Annotated in this window: 17 protein-coding genes; 5 read left to right on the plus strand and 12 right to left on the minus strand. The window is 46.4% G+C overall.

From position 1 onward, the window contains the following. Window positions 1-137: 137 nt before the first annotated feature. The gene (locus tag Q4Q49_RS07595; RefSeq protein ID WP_311999029.1) at window positions 138-746 is read right to left on the minus strand and encodes a hypothetical protein; all 609 of its coding nucleotides are present in this window, start codon (window positions 744-746) and stop codon (window positions 138-140) included. A 408-nt stretch (window positions 747-1,154) separates the two neighbouring features. Here Q4Q49_RS07595 and Q4Q49_RS07600 point away from each other — a divergent pair, with 408 nt between their 5' ends. Then, complete coding sequence (locus Q4Q49_RS07600) at window positions 1,155-2,030, plus strand: IS110 family transposase (protein ID WP_311999030.1); 876 nt, start codon at window positions 1,155-1,157, stop codon at window positions 2,028-2,030. A 910-nt stretch (window positions 2,031-2,940) separates the two neighbouring features. Here the strand turns inward: Q4Q49_RS07600 and Q4Q49_RS07605 are convergent. The 7 genes from Q4Q49_RS07605 to Q4Q49_RS07635 all read right to left on the minus strand — a co-directional run bounded on the left by Q4Q49_RS07605 (window position 2,941) and on the right by Q4Q49_RS07635 (window position 12,127). Next, entirely contained in the window at window positions 2,941-3,771 is an 831-nt protein-coding gene (locus Q4Q49_RS07605) for a hypothetical protein (protein ID WP_311999031.1), read from the minus strand. Between the two features lie 98 nt (window positions 3,772-3,869). Further along, complete coding sequence (locus Q4Q49_RS07610; protein ID WP_311999032.1) at window positions 3,870-4,577, minus strand: LysE family transporter; 708 nt, start codon at window positions 4,575-4,577, stop codon at window positions 3,870-3,872. 135 nt (window positions 4,578-4,712) lie between these two features. Further along, window positions 4,713-5,555, minus strand: coding sequence for an AraC family transcriptional regulator (locus tag Q4Q49_RS07615; RefSeq protein WP_126491158.1), 843 nt, complete (start codon window positions 5,553-5,555; stop codon window positions 4,713-4,715). Window positions 5,556-5,799: 244 nt separating this feature from the next. Continuing rightward, complete coding sequence (locus Q4Q49_RS07620) at window positions 5,800-6,528, minus strand: hypothetical protein (protein ID WP_311999033.1); 729 nt, start codon at window positions 6,526-6,528, stop codon at window positions 5,800-5,802. A 186-nt stretch (window positions 6,529-6,714) separates the two neighbouring features. Beyond that, window positions 6,715-8,352: an alkaline phosphatase gene (locus Q4Q49_RS07625; protein WP_311999034.1), complete on the minus strand. Its 1,638-nt coding sequence runs from the start codon at window positions 8,350-8,352 to the stop codon at window positions 6,715-6,717. A 40-nt stretch (window positions 8,353-8,392) separates the two neighbouring features. Next, window positions 8,393-9,889, minus strand: coding sequence for an alkaline phosphatase (locus Q4Q49_RS07630; RefSeq protein ID WP_011847836.1), 1,497 nt, complete (start codon window positions 9,887-9,889; stop codon window positions 8,393-8,395). Window positions 9,890-10,096: 207 nt separating this feature from the next. After that, the gene (locus Q4Q49_RS07635) at window positions 10,097-12,127 is read right to left on the minus strand and encodes a TonB-dependent receptor (RefSeq protein ID WP_261272432.1); all 2,031 of its coding nucleotides are present in this window, start codon (window positions 12,125-12,127) and stop codon (window positions 10,097-10,099) included. A gap of 353 nt (window positions 12,128-12,480) precedes the next feature. Between Q4Q49_RS07635 and Q4Q49_RS07640 the strand changes: the two genes are divergently transcribed. Together Q4Q49_RS07640 and Q4Q49_RS07645 are read left to right on the plus strand one after the other, a co-directional pair. Beyond that, window positions 12,481-13,296 (plus strand): hypothetical protein, encoded by an 816-nt coding sequence (locus tag Q4Q49_RS07640; protein WP_311999035.1) that lies wholly within the window; start codon window positions 12,481-12,483, stop codon window positions 13,294-13,296. Window positions 13,297-13,608: 312 nt separating this feature from the next. Further along, complete coding sequence (locus Q4Q49_RS07645; protein ID WP_311999036.1) at window positions 13,609-15,597, plus strand: diguanylate cyclase domain-containing protein; 1,989 nt, start codon at window positions 13,609-13,611, stop codon at window positions 15,595-15,597. Window positions 15,598-15,609: 12 nt separating this feature from the next. On the opposite strand, the gene Q4Q49_RS07650 is transcribed toward Q4Q49_RS07645, so the two are convergent. Together Q4Q49_RS07650 and Q4Q49_RS07655 are read right to left on the minus strand one after the other, a co-directional pair. Continuing rightward, the gene (locus Q4Q49_RS07650) at window positions 15,610-16,572 is read right to left on the minus strand and encodes a hypothetical protein (protein WP_306684525.1); all 963 of its coding nucleotides are present in this window, start codon (window positions 16,570-16,572) and stop codon (window positions 15,610-15,612) included. Window position 16,573: 1 nt separating this feature from the next. Further along, window positions 16,574-16,960 (minus strand): PadR family transcriptional regulator, encoded by a 387-nt coding sequence (locus Q4Q49_RS07655; RefSeq protein WP_105251375.1) that lies wholly within the window; start codon window positions 16,958-16,960, stop codon window positions 16,574-16,576. A 411-nt stretch (window positions 16,961-17,371) separates the two neighbouring features. Between Q4Q49_RS07655 and Q4Q49_RS07660 the strand changes: the two genes are divergently transcribed. Continuing rightward, window positions 17,372-18,025 carry an excalibur calcium-binding domain-containing protein gene (locus Q4Q49_RS07660; protein ID WP_263200634.1) on the plus strand — a complete coding sequence of 218 codons (654 nt, stop codon included), beginning with the start codon at window positions 17,372-17,374 and terminating at the stop codon, window positions 18,023-18,025. A 51-nt stretch (window positions 18,026-18,076) separates the two neighbouring features. Further along, on the plus strand, window positions 18,077-18,424 hold the full coding sequence (locus Q4Q49_RS07665; RefSeq protein ID WP_263200635.1) for a co-chaperone YbbN: 348 nt from the start codon (window positions 18,077-18,079) through the stop codon (window positions 18,422-18,424). Between the two features lie 19 nt (window positions 18,425-18,443). Here the strand turns inward: Q4Q49_RS07665 and Q4Q49_RS07670 are convergent, their stop codons facing one another. Both Q4Q49_RS07670 and Q4Q49_RS07675 read right to left on the minus strand, forming a co-directional pair. Then, the gene (locus Q4Q49_RS07670; RefSeq protein ID WP_311988413.1) at window positions 18,444-18,959 is read right to left on the minus strand and encodes a NifB/NifX family molybdenum-iron cluster-binding protein; all 516 of its coding nucleotides are present in this window, start codon (window positions 18,957-18,959) and stop codon (window positions 18,444-18,446) included. Further along, window positions 18,956-19,252, minus strand: a complete 297-nt coding sequence (locus Q4Q49_RS07675) for a DUF134 domain-containing protein (protein ID WP_012088215.1) — start codon at window positions 19,250-19,252, stop codon at window positions 18,956-18,958. The genes Q4Q49_RS07670 and Q4Q49_RS07675 overlap by 4 nt, the downstream gene beginning before the upstream one ends. Window position 19,253 lies beyond the last annotated feature (1 nt).

Raw genomic sequence — 19,253 nt, forward strand, 5'->3', positions numbered from 1 at the left:
CTTTCTGCGTATTTCATTGATAATCCTTTGTCATGGTTGTGCTCCATCGCACCTTTTTTAAGTCTAGCTGATTCGAGCAGGCTTAATCATTCCACTAAATCGCAGTTAAGCTCCGCGCAGCGGCTTAGTTCAACGCTTTACTCAACGGCTGCGGTAGCAGTCCTATGAAGTAACTTGTTAAGGCCCTGGCTACGCAAGTATGCTGACAGAGTCTCGTAATTATTTAGATGATCTGCTGAATAGGCTGGTAAAATATACAACCCTAGACTAGCGATCAACTCGAACATTTCCAAACAATCCTTCTGATTTTTATATTTAAAGTGAATTGTCCAGTTGTCCTCGAACCAAAGTTCAACACCTAAGCGCACAAATACTAAATTGGTTGTATAAACAGCATCAAACAGGTTTGAAATATATAAGCCTAAGTCATCGCTGCCAACAAAACGCGAAAACTGCAACTTTTGCTTAAAATTTCGGCCAATGTACTTATATTTAAGCGATTTTTCCAACTCAACAAGCTGGGTCAAAAACCTTTTGATGATTCCATTCCAAGCTCTTATCTGATCATCAGTTGCATCAGCAATAATACTTAAAGAGTCAGTTTCATATAGCCAATGATCAAATACTGTTACCGCTGCACAGCTAAAATCCTCTGCGGTACAATCTTCGTTGTACTTCAACAGAAATGAAAACTTTCTAGAAAGTTCTTCATTTTCATTTTTAGACAGATTACGGAAATTTCTCATTAGGGCCTTAACGTATTAGTATTTATACGCTGCGCTGTTTGCAGGGCATAAATCGCTTGTTTACTAAATCTCAAATATGGCCGCTGCCACATCCATTCAATTGGTATAAATAATGCTATAGGAATTTGCTTTTTTGCGGTAGCGGTTTTTTATACAGTTTGATGGGTAATCACTTGATATCGTTTTACCTTTCTCGTTCTTTTACGCTTATTTTTTTGCTGATGAATAGCTATCTAACGACTCAAAACTCCAAGGAATACACCTCCCCTCGGAGTTGCCGCTGGGCGAATAGACAAATTGCGTGAGTCTTGCCATGGATAATGGAATGGACCCATCCACTTTAAATCGGCCTCACAATGGGCCACGATGTAGTCGCTAAAACTCATCAGAAAGAGGACGGGTCCACTTATGAAGATTACTACAATTGGTTTAGATATCGCAAAGTCTGTTTTTCATGCTGTTGGCGTCGATAAAGCTGGCAAGTTGATCGCACCTCAATTTGTGGTGCCTTTTCGGCAAGGTAATAAAAATGACTACAACGATGCGCTAGCCATCGCTGAAGCTGCGCAGCGACCCAACATGCGGTTTGTAAAACCCAAAGGCGTCGCGCAACAAGATGTACAACTGCTTCACCGTATGCGTGAGCGTTTAAACAAACAATCAACCGCCTTAATCAATCAAGTCAGAGGGATGTTAGCGGAATACGGCATTGTGATAACCAAAAGTAAATCGGCTTTTAAAGTACAGTTTCCAGATATTTTAGCGGATGAAACCAATGCGCTGACTACCAAAGGTCGGGCCATTTTTTATCAGTTATATGAAGAGTTTAGTGATATAGAAAAACGGCTTAAGGGTTGTAACGTTCAAGTGCTCACTGAAACTAAGAACAATGTGATTTGCCAGCGTTTAGAAACTATCCCAGGTATTGGTCCAGTCACCGCTACCGCCTTTTATGCCGCCGCAGGTGATGGTAAAGATTTCAGTAATGGTAGACACTTTTCAGCTTGGTGTGGCTTGGTTCCCAAGCAACACAGCAGTGGAGGTAAAGATAACCTCCTTGGAATAAGCAAGCGGGGAAATGCTTACTTACGTACCCTGTTCATCCACGGCGCCAGAGCTGTGTTACAGCACAGTTGTCATAAACAGGATAAATTTAGTTGCTGGGCAATCCAGTTAGCAGAACGCCGAGGTTTTAACCGAGCCTGTGTAGCCGTCGCCAATAAACTCGCCAGAATGGCATGGGTTATCGCGGCGCATGACGAAGAATATCGACTTCCAGTATAGTGCTGAATAGATTCAATAAACGTTAATAATTAACCAACCAGCAAGTTGCTAAGACACTTGAATTGATGATGAGACAGTCAGACTGATCTACTGAAAACCTTAGCTCGGCATAGGCTCATAATGAAGCCGCAAGGATGATAAGGACAGTAGAAGCAGATATCCATCAGGGCCAGAGGCATACCTCAATAACAGGCCGAATATATGGGTGCAATGAACTCTTCTCAAAATCGCTATCGAATGTCTTGCAAACCGGATGGGTCCATATATGCCGAGATAGCGTCAGTCTAATCAAGGACGCTAAATGCTCAAGGGGCTTTCAACTCCGTTAGGGGCGTCTTGGAGCATCCAAGGAGGATAGAACGAGCAGTCCTCCTTGGTCGGGTGTGGGGTGAAGCCCCACGACTTTGATTTTGATTTTGATTTTGATTTTGATTTTGATTTTGATTTTGATTTTGATTAAAGCATTCAAACTACTAAAAGATGGGATACATAACTTCTAAGTCGAACCATCAACTTATCTATAGGTAAAGCTTTACTTGGCCTATTCCCCTTTTGAACTGCGAAACACACTTTGGGGGCAATAGCTTTTTTAGCTAAACGAACAGTGATAGGGTTAGTTAAGATTGGCATTGTTGCAGCTGTGACCGTTGGCGGCATGGATGCCGTCGTCGAGCCCTCAGGGACGAGTTTATGGCGAGTCACAGGGGAAAAAATGACAATAAATGCTGCACATCTGACGATACAATTATCTTGCTTTGGGACAGTAGTTTTTAGCTGAACGAACAGCTAGAGGGTTAGTTAAGATTAGCATTGTTACAACAGTGACCTTCTAAAACATAGATGATTAAAGCAGCGCCCATTAACCTAGGTCACTGCTTTACATCTCACTCATAGGGATAGGGAAACGAGACTAGTCTGCTTTGATGACGGCTTGTTTTAGTATTTCTTGGTCATTGTTAAACACCACTAGCTCGCCTGGAGGGCTATCACTGGTGCCTAAGACGGTGACATAACAGTGATACTGGTATGGGCCGCTGCGAAATTGGTATGAATGATTCCCACCGCTACCATCGAATACGAGTTTGCCTTTATTCAGCACTAGATCTGGCTTTTCGCTCAATGACTTACCCTTTGCCCAAGCGGCATAACGATATTGGTTGTTGCCCATATTATCGACACGAATAGTAAACTTAGCGGTTTCCCAAGTTAATTCAGGGCTCACGAACTCTCTCACGCTCGCATGTAATCCCGTTTTTTGCTTAGCGATAAGCTCTGCCTTCAACGTTGCTTCTGCGGGTGTTTGAGCGTTAATGCCAATAATCTTGCCGTCAAAATCCAGCCACACCACACCGCTGCCGAGCATAATGCCGCGCCACCCCATAGTCTGCCAATCGGCTTCAACCTTAGAATGAGCAATCTGCTCAAGCAGCTGTGGATCGAAGACTTGGTTGAAACGTGCAACCATTTCCTGAGTATTTTGAATCGCTGGGATAGGATATTCACGTTTAAGTGGGTAAGCCACTCGCTTAGCAATGGCTTCTGGAGCATTCGCTTTGGCCGCATCGATAAGCCCTTGCACCAGAGGAATATATTCCTTTGGTAATGCCTCGTCGGCCGCATTCACTGCGCTACTTAACCCCATAGCACCGAATATCAAAGCGGCATAACATAGAATTTGCATCAATTTAGCTTGGTCGAAAACAGCGGTTTTTATTGCCTTTAATGGTGAGGCGAGTGACATATTTATCCCTTATATCCAAACATCTCTGCTGAGACCCAAAGCGAAGAATAACATAAGTACACAGGACAAAAACCTAAGCTGATTGACGCAATGCCTGACTAAACCGTCAGCAACAGGTTAGCGTAAATCGCCAGCGCGACCGACATAAAGATAACCCCAATAATTGCATCGATAATCGGTGTCAGTCGCTGCAATTTAAGTTGCACCTGCGCCTTAGATAACATCACAGCCACAAAGCCAAACCATGCTAGCGACAGCGATAGCAACAAGGTAGCGGCAGCGATTTTAGTGCTAGTGGTAACGCTTGGAGTAATCAAGGCCGAAAACAGGGTTAAGAAAAACACCAATGCTTTGGGATTCAATAGATTGGTATAAAGCCCAGTCAAAAAACCTTGCCTGCGCGACATAGCGCCACCTAAGCCACCAGCAATAGACGCCGCGCATTCAACGTCAGCAGAAAGAGCATCAACCTTTGTCCCAGCATTTGTACTGGCACTCGCTTTACGTTTAGCGAGTATCGCAAGACCGGCACGCAGGGCACCAAACCCCATCCAAGCGAGGTAAGACGCGCCCACGATTTGCACCAATAAATACAGAGTGTGCGAACTCTTAATGAGTAGACTCACGCCAGTTAGGCTCAAAATCGTGTGGGCTAAAATGGCCATTGAAATCCCCACGGCTGCGGCAATTGCCGTGCCTCTAGGCTGCTGAGTGGCAATCTTCACCATAATAGCGAAATCGGGTCCGGGGCTGATTAAAGCAACCGTGTGGATCACGGCCAAGGTGAGTAATAAAGATAAATCCATAGAGATACGGCTCCGCAAAAAAGGTGATAAACGATAACTGAGGCGGCCAGTATGGCCATTTGTCGCCGGACTGAATTGTAATAAATTGCACTATTCTGTTTTATTCGAATCGGCAGTCGTCGAAAGACGGAAAAACTAGAGCATGCGCCGCTGAAATTGCACCGGCGATAATAGGAATGCCTGCTTAAAGGCTTTATTTAAATGGCTCTGATCGAAAAATCCGAATTGCTGCGCCACATCCGCCACTAAAGCGCCATGGCTTAAGGATTTTTTCGCCAACTCTAAACGCACCCGCTTGAGATACGCATGGGGTGTCATCCCTGTTGCCTGTTTAAATTGCCGTAAAAACTGAAACTTACTTAAGCTCACTTCATTGGCTAAGGTTTCAAGCTGAGTATTATGCCAAGGCTCATCGTGAATTCGCTGCTTGACTAAGCTTACCTGTAACTTAGATAACCCCAGCTGTGGATTCAGTTTAGATATGCCAGATGACACGCCGCTTGGGTAACGCTCCAGCAGCAGATGAATAAAGTTCAGTAAGTGGGATTCGCCCGCGAGCGCACTGCATTGGCCTTGGATCAATAGCTCGTGTAGCTGAATAAAATATTGATAAAGCGTTGGGTCATCCACCATAGGCGCGCTGAAGAAGTGTTCCTTCAACCCCAGTTCTTGACTGACTTCATTCATGTATTCCACGGGGATCGACATCACTTTCACCCGATAACCGTCGGCATCGCGGCTCTGGCCATCGTGGGTTTCGTCGGGATTTAAGGTCGATAGACTGTGCTGACCGAGTTGATAACTGCTGCCCTTATTCACAAACTGCTGCGCACCTTGGGTGACCACACCTAAGTGGTAATCCAGATGCACATGTTTATCAAAGCTGAAATGCGTGAATTCCGCCTGACTCAGTTCTATGCCTGATAAGCTGGGATGACGCCAATAGTTAATGTTTTCAATCGGTGTTGCTGTGCTCATCGCTCGCGGCTATTACCTATAAATCAGCATAAAAACTGGGGAAACTCAAATCCACTGAGGTTCATTCTAGCCTTCATTGTCAGCGCGGGAATAGTAAATTATTGCAGCCATATGGTTTGATGGAATGTGCGCATAGATTCGCGCTGAAGAAAAACAAAAACGCCCAACTCTGTGGGCGCTTATAAATAAGGTGATGCTTAAGTTAAGCGCTAGGCTCGTCAGTATCACTTACACTTAATATCGACTAATGCGAATGACTGCCGTGTCCGCCTTGGGCTTCAATCGCTTGGCCTTCGCTGTTGTAAAAACCGCTGCTGCCATGCTCGATAAAGCCTTGGTTGATCATCTTAGCGATAAAAGGATCGGACTCACTGTCGCCGACATCGGCAAAATCAATATCTTGATAATCTTGGGTTAATACTACAAACGCATCGCTATCAAATGGCTCTACGCCCACCAGCTTGTAGGCTAGATTAGGTTGAGATTGACCTAAGATAAACTCAGCGGGCAGGCCGATGGCATCAATCCAAACAAGCTCACTCTCTAAACCGTTAACCTTACCTTCAAAGCCTTGAGTCGCAAAACACGCCTCTTGCTTAGCTTGTGTCTTGGCCATGTGGGTCGGCAATGCTGGCGATACTACATGGTACAACTGGTCGCGATCGTGTTGAATGTTGAGTGCGCGCAAATCACCTTTGCGGTAAGTCACAGAACGTTTTTCAGCGGGGAAATAACGCACGTACTCGCCATTGCTCGACCATTCTTCAAATGTTGAACCATCACGCTGAATAATAAAGTCTTGTCCATTACGGATGAGGGTCATTTGCCATTGCTGGCCCTTGCCATTGGTCACTTGATATTGAGCCTTTAAATGCTCGGCTTGTAGCGTTGGACACTGAGCCTCTTGCGCTGCCATAGCAGCATTTGGCAAAACTAAGCTGGATAACATTAAAGCCAATAGGCGGTTTTTCATTAGACTTCTCACTTGCTGAACAGGGTAAACACTTAAGCTTTTGTAAACGCTTTGGGATGTTAAATCGTTAGGCTAAAGGCCGATGGATGACATATGCCACCCATCAGCACTGCTTTTACTTAACTATTACTGCACTATTTCTTACTTCACTATTTCTTACTTCACTATGCAGAGACTAAGCAAGTCTTACTTAACGGCAGCCGCTTCAGCTTTAGCCACTAAATTTGCCGCGCGGTTCATCACGTGGAAAATGTGGTTCTGCTCAACCGTACCTTGGATAAGATCCGAACTTGGGCCGCGGGCGAAAATCGCCACGTCTTCCCCAGCATGGGTCTCATCGCTTAATGGCACTAGCGCTTCTTGATGGAATCCGGCACTTTGGGTATCAACAAAGTTCAAGTCCTTACGACCAGCGTCCACTGGGAAGTTGTAACGCTCATCGCCACCTGTTGCTAATGACGCATAACCCATGCCGTTAGCGTAACCGACTGTGGTATATGGCAAACCGTTAGCATCGGTAGAGTTAGTCACTTCAGCAACGCCGTTGGCGTCGTTCGACTTCACTAAACCTAGGATAGGGTTACCGCGAGTTGGATAACCTGCAATGGTGAACACATGGCTGTGATCCGCAGTGACCATTAACAAGGTATCGTTTGCCGAGGTTTTTTCCATCGCCACACGTACCGCTTCAGACAATGCCATTGTGTCATACAGCGCACGCGCCGCATTACCCGCATGGTGAGCGTGGTCGATACGGCCAGCTTCAACAATCAGCACGAAGCCTTTTGAGTTTTTCTTCAGAATATCAATCGACTTAGCCGTCATTTCAGCCAGTGATGGCTCGCCAGTCACGCCAGCTTCTTTACGATCGTAGTCGTATTCCATGTGCGATGAGTTGAATAGGCCAAGCAAATGATCTGTGCTTGCTGCATCAACACTGAGGAAACCGTCCCTATCTTGCACGTAAGCGGCGTTAGTGTATTTGTTCATCCACTCAGCTGTGAGATCGCGACCATCGTTACGCTTACCGGCTTTACCTTCTGGATCTACGGTCGTCTTAGGAATAAAGGCGCGGCGACCGCCACCCATCATCACGTTAAGACCGCTGCCGTAGTTAAAGTCGAGCATTTGCGCGGCGATATCTTTACAGCCATTAGTCACAGCTTCTGCTGGTAGGTTTGAATCGGCTTCCCAATCACGTTCTGGCACATGGGCGTAAGTCGCCGCTGGAGTTGCGTGGGTTAAACGCGCAGTCGTTACCACGCCAGTCGCCATTCCCGCCATTGCGGCAAGCTCAAGTGATGTCACCAGATTTTGATCTTTAGTCGAGGCACAGTTAGCACGTACTACGCCTTCGGCCTGTGAAATCACACCCACGTCGGTTTTTACACCTGTCATCATCGCCGACATAGTGCCTGCAGAATCGGGCGTTTGGCCGTCGACGTTATAGGTTTTAGAAAGACCCACATACGGTAGAGTTTCGAAAGATAACGAGTTTTCTTCACCCGTTTTGCCTTTTAGCTGGCCTTCTAAAATACGTGCAGCAGTAATGGTCGATACACCCATACCGTCACCCACAAACAGGATCACGTTTTTAGCGGCGCCAACATCATTGTTAACCGTTAAGCCTTCGGCTTTGGTCACGCGAGCTTGTGCATCGACATACCACTGATTCACAGCAGTCCAGTCTTTACCGTTGCTACCGTTAGACCCATTTGATCCATTGCTACCCGGAGTGCCCGCGGCACCATTATCACCATCGCTACCGCATGCGGCTAAACCCAGCATGGCTGAAATCGCGACTACTAGTAATTTCTTATTCATTTTTTGCTCCAAAAGTGAGGACTCAGTAACTAATTCGGGATTAGTACTTAGTGCCGCCAAGCTGCTGCGCTTGGTTGATAATGTGGAAGATCACGTTCTGCTCAATCACGCCCTGAACCAGATTCGAACCTGGACCTCTGGCATGTAAGCTGATGTCTTCACCGGCGTGAGTCTCACTTTCCATTGGGATAAGCGCTTGTTGCATAAAATCTTTATCTTGCGTATCGACTGAGGTTAAGTCGTCACGCACACCCACCACAGCACCTGGGCCGTTGGTATAAGCCAGCGTGGTGTAAGGCTTGTTGTCATTCGCTGTCGCTAACGTGCCATCGACGTTATGCACTAAACCTAAGATAGGGTTACCGCGTTTTGGGTAGCCTGCGATAGTGAACACATGGCTGTGGTCCGCTGTTACCATGATCAAAGTATCGTCGCTGCTCGTCGCATCCATTGCCGCTTTCACTGCATTAGATAATTCAACCGCATCGGTCAACGCGCGGCTCGCATTGCCCGCATGATGACCATGGTCGATACGGCCAGATTCAACGATCAGCAAGTAGCCTTTGTCGTTCTTCTTCAAAATATCGAGGGATTTAGCGGTCATTTCAGTTAGTGATGGCTCACCACCTACGTCATCAGCGCGGTCTGCTTCGTATTCCATGTGTGATGGATTGAATAGGCCGAGTAAATGATCTGTGTTGGCAGCATCAATGGCGTCGAAGCCTTTTTTGTCCCACACGTAAGCAGATTTGCTGAAATTATCGACCCAAGCTTTGGTTAAGTCTTTACCGTCTTTACGTTTACCGGCTTTGTTCTCGCCATCTTTCACTGTTGTGGGTAGGAAGTAGCTACGGCCGCCACCTAATGCCACAGTTAACGAATTGGCTTCATCGCGCATCACCAATTGGCTTGCGATGTCGGTACAACCGTTCGCAACCGCTTCGGCAGGTAAGTTGAAATCGCCTTCCCAATCGCGCTCAGGGGTTTTGGCATAGGTTGCCGCTGGCGTAGCGTGCGTTAAACGCGCCGTAGTGACTATGCCAGTTGATAATCCTTTGGCATTAGCAAGGTCGACCAGTGAAACAAGTTCATTGCCTTTTGAAGACAAACAGTTACCACGTAAGCTGGTATCTGAAATAGAGATAATACCCGCCTTGGTTTTAACGCCTGTCGCCATGGCCGTCATAGTGCCCGCAGAATCTGGCGTTTGTTGGTTAGTGTTATAAGTTTTCACTAACGCCGTGTGGGGGAACTGCTCGAAACTTAAGAAGTTTTCTTCGCCGCCTTGATTGTCAGCTTTATCCTGCCCTTGCAGAATACGGGCTGCCGTTAGCGTCGAAATACTCATGCCGTCACCGACAAATAAAATCACATTTTTAGCGGTTTTTTTAGTGTCGACTTGGGCTTTAGCCACCACATTTGCCGCACTGTCTTTAAACCACTGGCTGTCTGTTTGTGTTGCGGGTAGGACTGCAGCATGAGCCACAACCGTCATTAAGCTGCAGGAGATAGCTGCAGCGATCCGTTTAATATTCATCACGTTCATCACCGATTTATTATTGAGTGTATGAGGGTATTCCCTGTAGAGGCGACCCGATTTTCAGGCATTTATGTGACGAATAAGCGTGATTTGGATGGCGATTTTATTGCAGCTAAGTGTCAGATTTATTTCAACTAACAATATGCCAGACGTTAAGTTTGACCACCAGCATGGTGGCCAAACTGATCAAAGGATGGGGTAATCTTAGAAATGGTAACTCACGCTCACTCTCACCATACGTGGCTCAACAGGATGATAATGCTGATCTTCTACCCCTTCGGCGGCTTCACTAAGTAAGCGTGATTCATAGAAGTAATCTATGTCGTGATCTTTACTATCGAACACATTGAGTAGCTCAAGCTTAGTGTCGAAGCGGCGGAACTCGTATCCTAGCGCGAGGTTAACTAATGTGGTCGCATCGGCCTTGTGATCATTGAAACTGTCGAGCACCCGCTCGCCAAGGTGGCGCACGCGTACACTCGAATACAGGCCATCGCCGTCGGGTCGATAGGTAATGCCCGCACTGGCAACAAAAGGAACCGCGCCATCGATATACTTGCCCTCTTCGAGTTCATTTTCAGTAAATCTAGCATTGGTCCAAGCCAACTCCATATCGATACTGATGGCATCATTCAGCCAATAATAAGCCGTTAATTCAGCACCATAACGTTCAGATGCGCGACTCGGTTCAGTGTTACCTGCATCGCCGACAAACACGAGTTCTGAGTCTAATTGCAGATACCAAAGCGCGGCGGAGAAATTGATAAAGTCCCTATCATAATATTTCACCCCAAATTCGCCGCCATTGGAGCGCACGAGCAGATCGACTTTCTCGACCTCATCGCCACTCACGGGATCGACGCTAATGGTCGCACCACGGGCATCGTTCGAATGTAGCCCTTGGCCTGCATTCACATATAACTCAAGATTATCGCTCCACAAATAGGAAGCGCCCGCCTTAAGACTGAACATACCATCGGACGCATCGCCACTGTTCAGTGGATTATCACTGTCGACCTGCACATCAAAATAGTCGTAACGCAGCCCAAGGTTGAAGCGCCATTGCTCTACGGGCAGCCACTCCACTTTGCCAAATATACCGCTCGACAACTCTTGCACGTCATCGAGCCTGACGGTATTCAGCCGTTGTCGCGCCTTAGTGTTATACAAACCCACTGCGCCAATATCGTCATAACGTACATCGCCGCCCACACTGTAATTCAGTTGAGTGCCGCCAAGGTAAGTCTGCCAGTCGCGTTTCAGATCGCCACCCCAAAGCGTACGCTCATCGACTTGTTCAAACTCATCACCATTAACGGGGTCGTTTAAGAAGTAGGTAAAATTAGAGAATAAATTCATGGTCGAGCGAATGGCATACACATTTCCCTGCAAATCGCCCGCATCGTAATTGGCAGACACGCTATAGCGGCTTGAATCACCGCCGACGTCTTTATCTAACGAGCCGTAAAAATCGATTAATCCAGAATCTACCGCGCGGGCGGGGATCTGATCCGCCGAATTCCAGCTGTTGTCATAGGCCATCATAGTCACGCTCAAGTCACCCTCACCGAGCCGAGTTAAATAACGCCCCACCAAACTGACTTTACTCACATCCTCATCAATATCCGTCCACGGACCATCATAGGCTTGTACTTCACCGCCAAGAATAAACCGCCCCATATCAGTGTTTAACTCCTGCGTCGCCACAAGCCGCTGGTAACCATATTCCCCAAAAGTCACGCCCACTTGGTTGTGGGGCAATTGATCGGCCAGCAGCAATTGGGCGGCACCCGCACCGGAAAAATCGGCCACCTCAGGATAATAAGCCCCTTTGGCATAACGGATCTCACCGATAAGTTCAGGGATCAAAAAGTTAAGGTCGGTATAACCTTGACCATGCCCATGGGTGCGCATATTCACCGGCATACCGTCGACGCGGGTATTAAAGTCAGTGCCATGGTCCAAGTTAAAGCCGCGTAGAAAATACTGATTCGCCTTACCCGAGCCGCTGTGCTGAGTGACTATCATACCTGGCACAAATTCGAGGATTTCCCCCGTGCGCAATAGTGGTCGACTCTCAATTTCAGCCGCGCCGACTATCCCCTCAGATGCCGAGGTGCTATGGCCTAAGGTATTAATCTGCCTGCCGCGCACCTCAAGGCGTTCAATATTGTCAGTCGCCGCATCAGCCATAACCACGCTGGATAAACTACAGAGAGGTAATAACCATGCCATTGATAACCAAAGTTTTGATAACCGTATTCCTGGTACTTCACGTCCAGACTTCATCCCTTATTTCCTAGTACAAGTAATAGATGACGCCGATTTAACGCCTAATTCACACGGAAAAAGCCGATCGAGCTCAAACTCTGATGAGTAAAAAAACAGCAAAATACAGGCAAATGTTAATTCTATGTGTTGTATCGCACATTTTTAAAGGCAAAAGGACAAAATGTCCGCCAGCAGATCACATTTCAACACCCTATTGATGCGAGTTCATGGAAACGAGTGATTTAACTTGAATAAAAATGAACCCATTTATTAGGCTAGCTATACTCTAGATAACTCAACACGTTTAGGGACAGGCTATGCAGCGACGGAGCAATATGCGCATTTTTTGGGGGGTGATAGTCCTATTCTTTTGTTTCTCAGTTCCTGCGATCTGTAAATCCACAGCAGAAACTACAACGGCGCTTGCAGCTAAACCTATTATTACCATGGCGTTTTATGAGGACCCCAAACACAACTTTTACTTTAAATGGGCTGAGCTGATATACACCCAAGCCTTTGAACGCTTAGGCTATGGCTTCTCCTATCAAGTGGTTCCCGCTGCCCGCGCCAGTATGATGGCAGACTCTGGAAAAGTGGATGGTGAACCGGGACGCGTATTTCATTATGGTGAAAAATTTACTAACCTCATTCGCATCGAAGAATCGGTTGTCGATACTCATTTAATTGCCTTCGCACATAATCCCAACATCAAGATTACCAACTGGCAAGCACTGCAAAAGAGTCGATATAAGATCGAATACTATCGAGGCGTGTTCCTCGCAGAACAAAAGCTAAAGGGACTCATTCCAGAGGAGCGCCTGACTGAATCCTCATCCCCAGTGAGCTCTTTTCGTAAAATGCTCCGCAACCGAATTGATATCTATATTGATACAGAAGCAAGCTCATTGGATCTATTACAAACGCCAGAGTTTCAAGGTAGCGAGATCAGCGCGATTGCCACCCTAGAAGAACTCACTAGCTATGGTTACTTGAATAAACGTCACGCGGCACTCGCCGTTAATCTTGCTCGAGAGTTAAAACAGATGAAGCAAGAAGGCATATTTGAAACCTATAAACAGCAGGCAAAAAAATCACTTAATGATGCAGTGAATGATGGCGATGCCCCACAATAACTTAATCGGCATCGCCAATCTTGTTTCAATTATTTCATTGACTTAATTTCAAAGCGTTTTAGTGTTATCTAAAGTATGTCGCTGACATATATGGCTTAACTGACAGAACATGAATGAACTGGCAGTGTATTGCCCAACAAAGAGGCTGACCCACAACCAAACGGTATTTAGATTTAGCATGTGGAACAATCAACCTAAGGAACAGATGAATAGCAAAATAGTCCTCAAAAATTGCAGACAAATCGATTTACCCCTTCTCCCTAAGCTGCCCACTCTGAAGTGGTATTGCTGTACTGGCAGTGGAGCATAAGGATGGGGACTCAGTTCGCACGCACCTTAGCTAGGTTACGGCAACGAACTCGTTCAACGGTTGCTAAGGTTTTATTAATCATCAGCATGTTCGTAGGGATCTGCATCGCGCTCGTCGCCCTAGTGTATATTCAAGGCAATATATTTGATGGTGTACGCACCTATGTCCGTGGTGAAGGCTTATGGGCTAAAGCGCAAAAAGATGCGGTACTTTATCTCACCCACTATTCACACACCCAAAATGATGTGGACTTTCAGCGTTATCGTGCAGCGACGAGCGTCATGGAAGGCGATCATCGAGCTAGACAAGCCCTACTCGCCACACCCATTGATGAACAAGCCGCCAAACAGGGTTTTATTCAGGGCCTCAATGAAGAACGGGATACCGACTCAATGATCTGGTTTTTCCGACACTTTCAATCCAATCATTATATGCAGCAAGCCATTCAGTTGTGGGGCTTAGCCGATCAACGCTTCGAGTTTGTGGTGCAACTCGCCGAAAATATTCGCATTGAAATCAATCAGCTTGGTGCTAGGCCCGAAGTCCTCGCACAATATCGCCAGCAATTGATTGATGCCAATGAAGAATTGCTCAGCCTAGAAATTGAATTTTCAGCTGTGCTCAGTGAAGGCGCGCGCTGGGTCAAGCAAATGACTTGGTTAATTAGCCTTGGTGCCCTATTGCTGTTTATCAGTATTGGGATCTTCGCCAGTCGGCAGATCATTCGTAACATCGCCAGATCCGAGCGGTTGTTACAGATAAGCGAATCTCGCTTCACTAGCCTGAAAAACTCCGACACTATCGGGATCATTTCATGGCAACTCGATGGCACCATACATGATGCCAATGATCATTTTCTCCAGATGCTCAATTTTGACCGTGCGGATTTAACTTCAGGCTTAATCAACTGGCGCTCAATTACCCCGCCTGAATATGAAACACGTGATGCCATTGCGATTACAGAGTTAGAACAGTTTGGCCGTTGCCAGCAATATGAAAAACAACTTATCAGCAAGAATGGCGTCTTAGTGCCAGTGATGCTAGCGGCGAGCTTTTTGAATGGCAGCAAACATGAAGGCGTAGCTTACTTTATGGACCTCACCGCCAGTAAGCAGGCCGAAGATAAACTCAGACTCGCGGCAACCGTTTTTAATGCCAGCACAGACGGCATAATGATCACCGATCCCCTGCTAAGCATTATCTCTATTAATCAAGCCTTTACCCATGTTACAGGTTTTACCCAACAGGATTTACACGGCGATGCCAACGACTTCCTCAATGACGGGCACAATAGTGATGACGCCCGCCAAGCCATGCTAAATCTGCTACAACAGGGCGAGCAATGGCAGGGGGAATTACTCAAACAAGTTAAAACGGGCGACTTACTGCCGCTCAGTGTGCGCATCAATACAGTGCGCAATGAGCATGACCGCCTGACTCATTTTGTCATTGTGATTACCGACATTGCCGAACGTAAGGCAGAGGAGGAATATCTGCGTCATATCGCCCATCACGATGCCCTGACTAACCTGCCTAATCGTGTGTTATTCCACACTAAACTTGAACAAGCCATAGTGCACGCCCAACGGTCTGATGATATTTTTGCAATCCTTTTCTTAGACTTAGATAACTTTAAGCCAGTGAATGACCAGTTTGGTCACGATGTGGGAGATAAACTATTACAGGAAGTCGCGAAACGGCTTTCATCTGGGATTCGCCAAATGGATACCATCACTCGCCTCGGAGGCGATGAGTTTGTGATCCTGCTGGAACACCTTGCCAATACCCACAGAATCGGCCAACTGATCCCTCAGATAAGCCAAGCTATTTGCGCACCCTACACTATCAATGGTCATCAAATCCATATCGGTGTCAGCGTCGGTTTGGCGATTTATCCAGAAAACGGCACAGATGCAAAAAGCCTGTTCAATCATACTGAACAGGCCATGTATTCGATGAAAAAGCGCATAAAACTCACCTACAAAACCTAGGTTAAACCTTACTTATTTGCTTGCGAGTTTACGCCAACGCAACCCATCGCGAATCACCTCATAGCCAGGGAACATAGCGGCAATCACTAGACTATAACTTAGCCAATGTTCTAACTGTAATAACGTAAATTCCCCATTTAATTCAGCGCCTTGGTTTTGTACTTGGTTTTGTAATAGTGGCGAACCAAAGGCCAGAAAGACTAAGAACGAGGCATAAGCAAGATTGATCCCCATATTCGTCAGTAACAATTCAGTAGTCCACACTCGGCGGCGTAGTTGCCAGAGACTATTCGCCATAGACAGTAAAATAATAGGGCTAAACCATTGCAACAATTGCTGAGCATTGGCGCTGAAAATCACAGTCCGCGCGGCTAATTGCTCGCTACTCATCCACACAGAACACCAGATCACAAGCAAGAGAAAAAGATATGTCGCCAGATCGGTAAACACATCGCTTAAACTAATATGCTGCCAACCGGGCCCAACCTTAGGCAAATTCTGCGGCTGCCATTTTTGGCAATTGCTGCCAGATAGGGGTTTCCCCTGAGCCGAGAAACTCCAAAAGGCCAACAGGATAGCGGTAAAGGCAAGACAGGCATCGCCGATAAAACCTTTGGCAATATGGTGGATAAATCCTAATAGGTCCCCCTCTGCAGAGCCCAACCATTGAGTCGTGCCGCCCACAACCTGCAGCACAAACAAGACCCCAAGCACAGTGAAAAGTGTATGTTTAAAAAGCGGAATATCCTCAGAGGCAATAATAGGCACTGCCGGAACAAATTGCTGCGCGACCTTACAGGGATGACCCATTTGCTTTAATACCGCGACAATTTGCGCTTCAGTCAATTCACCTTGTTCAGATAGGGCATCCAATTGGTCGCAGATATTGGCTTTTAATTCACGGCCTATTTCCTGACGTTTGTTCTCAGGCAATTCTCGCTGCACCGCGGCGATATAGCGATCGACTAATTCCATATCAAATCTCCTCTGCACTCTCGTCTGAGCTTTTCATATCAGAGCCATTAGTGTCAGCGCTTTGCTCCAGTAAAAAAGCCAAGGCGCCATTAAGTTGCTGCCATTCATCGGTAAGTTGACTGAGCAACTCAGCGCCCAATGACGACAATTGGTAATAACGACGCTCACGCCCTTCGGCCTGTCGCCACTCACTATCCAACAATCCTTGATCGGCTAGGCGGCGCACTAAGGGATACAGAGTCCCTTCGTCAATATCAATACCACCTTCCTGCAACTGTTTGCGGAGCGAATAACCATAGTGGGCTTGTTTTAATAATCCCAGTACCGCCAACACTAATACCCCACGGCGCAACTCGAGTCGCATTTTGACTAGCTGTGAACTTGTCATTGTCGAATTCCTGTCCTTAACACTGTGTCACACACACTGTGTGCCACACAGCAAATACTATGTAGCACACAGTAAAATTGCAAGTTTTCATGCGCATTTTTTGATCACTTTATTTATTATTAATGCAATCTATTGTTTGTATTGAATTTACAAAAATGCCAACCGTTCCTGCTAAGTGCTCACATTTCCCCACCGCCATACACTCAATGCGAATGAGTCACACATAAGCAAATTCAAGATAAAAAATTGCAAAACTTCCTTTGCTTGAGTAACTTAGCTGCCAACATTGAATAGCCGATTCGTCAACCTAAGTACGGTTTGCTCCTTAAAAAAGATAAATCGGAGCGACTCAAGTAAGTATTGATATTCAATAACTAAAAATATTAAGCGGTTAAATTAAGGACATAGAAAATGCTCATGGATAGAGGCGTACTGGTACGCTGGAACGATGAAAAGGGATTTGGCTTTATTCAGCCTGAAAAAAACGCAGCCCAAGATGTGTTTATTCACATTTCAGTGCTGAAAAAGATGGCGAGAAAACCCATAGTGGGCGACAGCATTCTGTATCAAACGGAAGTGCAAAATGATGGCAAGAGAAAAGCGGTTATCGCCTCAATTGAAGGCGTCGCTGTCGTTGCAGCGAGTGTAACACCGCGCTCCCACTCTCATGTCCAATCACGCAATGAAAACTTCAACTTCAATAACAAAGACAAAGCGCATCACCATAACTCACGAAAATCGTCCTTTAATACGATAATCCCGCTGCTAATCATCGTGGCCATAGTTATCTTTGGCTTTAAACAATACCAAGAATTCAACGAAGCTCCTGCAATCGATGAAGTACCTGTCCTCACGAATGAAGACATTCAGCCAATGCCCATGTATGAAACTAAAGCGCGAACACAAGCAACGGCAACACCAAGTTTCCAATGTGAAGCGGGTAAAACCCATTGCAGCCACATGAGTTCCTGTGCTGAGGCGACTTTCTACATCCAAAATTGCCCCAATACTCAAATGGATGGTGACGATGATGGCATTCCCTGCGAGCGCCAGTGGTGCAGTTAGCGATGCGACACCCATGAATTCATACCCATAACAACTTCCAAATGGCAACGTATGCACACCGACATCATCATGCACATTGATTCACCTGAGATGCTTGAGTCCATGTTAACTGAGCATGCGGCGGTGCTGTTGTTATTTGGTGCGCCGGACTGCGGTGTGTGCCAAACGCTCAAACCGAGAATTGCAGAGATGTTGGCGCAAGCGTTCCCGCTGATGCGGATGGCCTATATTGATTGCCAAGCCCAAGGTGAGATAGCGGCGAGCCGCAATGTATTTGCCTTGCCGGTGGTGGAATGTGTGTTTTATGGCAAAACCTTTGGACGGTTTTCCAAGGTGTTTTCGTTAGCGGATATTCGAGGGGCGCTTGCCCGCCCCTACGCTTTAACTGTGACGGAATAATCCAAATTAAACGATGATATTATTTGTTTACCAAGGGTCTAAACCCAGCGTAATGCACTGACTTATCGAGCTTAACCTGTGCTGCAGGCATGCCCATAAGACGTGTTGATCTAGGTGCTGCTTTAGCTTTACCGCTGCAACCACAGCCGTCACCTGTAGAATGACAACATCCGCCCTTGGCTGCATGTTTGAGTGAAGCGCGGCCTTGGGATGCATCCGTCAATCTAAGATTAAGATCCGCCGTTTGTGCAAGTAAAGTCACCACTGTTTGACTCGCACTGCCTTTGCTCACACTAATCCCCGCATCTAGCAACTTTCCTAACATGCGCTCACCGATATTCTGCACAAGTACAATGTCGGTACCTTGTTGAATAATCAGCTCTAATAAGGCTTTTTTAGCACTACAGTCACCCTCAATTGCCGGGTTATCGACCAGCTTAATCAGCTGAAACTGTTCATTATAAAAGCCAATTTGTAGGGCTTTCGTAAAGTGACTGGCGAGGCGTTCGCGGCTCATCGGCATGGCAATAATCATGATAAATCCTTGTCTGTTTGGGTTGGCAGCCTCAAGGCTTGACCTTGAGTGATAGCCGTCGCCACCTTTTTACGGGCATTGGCGAGAAGGTATCCAAAGGTTTGCCGAGAGATCCCCATCAAGGCCGCGGCTTCGATCTGGCTTAATCTTTTAACGTCACCCAGTTCGAGGGCCTCAAACTCATCGGCCTCTAATTGAATATGAGTTAATTTAACCGCAGGGATCCCATTAGGCTTAAATAGGCTACAGGGCACACAGCTCGATAATTGACGGCATTTTTTGGGTCTTGGCATA

The organism is Shewanella sp. SP1S1-7 (assembly GCF_031932105.1).
Classification (GTDB): Bacteria; Pseudomonadota; Gammaproteobacteria; order Enterobacterales; family Shewanellaceae; genus Shewanella; species Shewanella baltica.

What these genes read in the sequence shown, in the direction of transcription:
- Q4Q49_RS07595 (WP_311999029.1), bottom strand. Translation starts at nt 746, where the DNA reads ATGAGAAATTTCCGTAATCTGTCTAAAAATGAAAATGAAGAACTTTCT.
- Q4Q49_RS07600 (WP_311999030.1), top strand. Translation starts at nt 1,155, where the DNA reads ATGAAGATTACTACAATTGGTTTAGATATCGCAAAGTCTGTTTTTCAT.
- Q4Q49_RS07605 (WP_311999031.1), bottom strand. Translation starts at nt 3,771, where the DNA reads ATGTCACTCGCCTCACCATTAAAGGCAATAAAAACCGCTGTTTTCGAC.
- Q4Q49_RS07610 (WP_311999032.1), bottom strand. Translation starts at nt 4,577, where the DNA reads ATGGATTTATCTTTATTACTCACCTTGGCCGTGATCCACACGGTTGCT.
- Q4Q49_RS07615 (WP_126491158.1), bottom strand. Translation starts at nt 5,555, where the DNA reads ATGAGCACAGCAACACCGATTGAAAACATTAACTATTGGCGTCATCCC.
- Q4Q49_RS07620 (WP_311999033.1), bottom strand. Translation starts at nt 6,528, where the DNA reads ATGAAAAACCGCCTATTGGCTTTAATGTTATCCAGCTTAGTTTTGCCA.
- Q4Q49_RS07625 (WP_311999034.1), bottom strand. Translation starts at nt 8,352, where the DNA reads ATGAATAAGAAATTACTAGTAGTCGCGATTTCAGCCATGCTGGGTTTA.
- Q4Q49_RS07630 (WP_011847836.1), bottom strand. Translation starts at nt 9,889, where the DNA reads ATGAATATTAAACGGATCGCTGCAGCTATCTCCTGCAGCTTAATGACG.
- Q4Q49_RS07635 (WP_261272432.1), bottom strand. Translation starts at nt 12,127, where the DNA reads ATGGCATGGTTATTACCTCTCTGTAGTTTATCCAGCGTGGTTATGGCT.
- Q4Q49_RS07640 (WP_311999035.1), top strand. Translation starts at nt 12,481, where the DNA reads ATGCAGCGACGGAGCAATATGCGCATTTTTTGGGGGGTGATAGTCCTA.
- Q4Q49_RS07645 (WP_311999036.1), top strand. Translation starts at nt 13,609, where the DNA reads ATGGGGACTCAGTTCGCACGCACCTTAGCTAGGTTACGGCAACGAACT.
- Q4Q49_RS07650 (WP_306684525.1), bottom strand. Translation starts at nt 16,572, where the DNA reads ATGGAATTAGTCGATCGCTATATCGCCGCGGTGCAGCGAGAATTGCCT.
- Q4Q49_RS07655 (WP_105251375.1), bottom strand. Translation starts at nt 16,960, where the DNA reads ATGACAAGTTCACAGCTAGTCAAAATGCGACTCGAGTTGCGCCGTGGG.
- Q4Q49_RS07660 (WP_263200634.1), top strand. Translation starts at nt 17,372, where the DNA reads ATGCTCATGGATAGAGGCGTACTGGTACGCTGGAACGATGAAAAGGGA.
- Q4Q49_RS07665 (WP_263200635.1), top strand. Translation starts at nt 18,077, where the DNA reads ATGCACACCGACATCATCATGCACATTGATTCACCTGAGATGCTTGAG.
- Q4Q49_RS07670 (WP_311988413.1), bottom strand. Translation starts at nt 18,959, where the DNA reads ATGATTATTGCCATGCCGATGAGCCGCGAACGCCTCGCCAGTCACTTT.
- Q4Q49_RS07675 (WP_012088215.1), bottom strand. Translation starts at nt 19,252, where the DNA reads ATGCCAAGACCCAAAAAATGCCGTCAATTATCGAGCTGTGTGCCCTGT.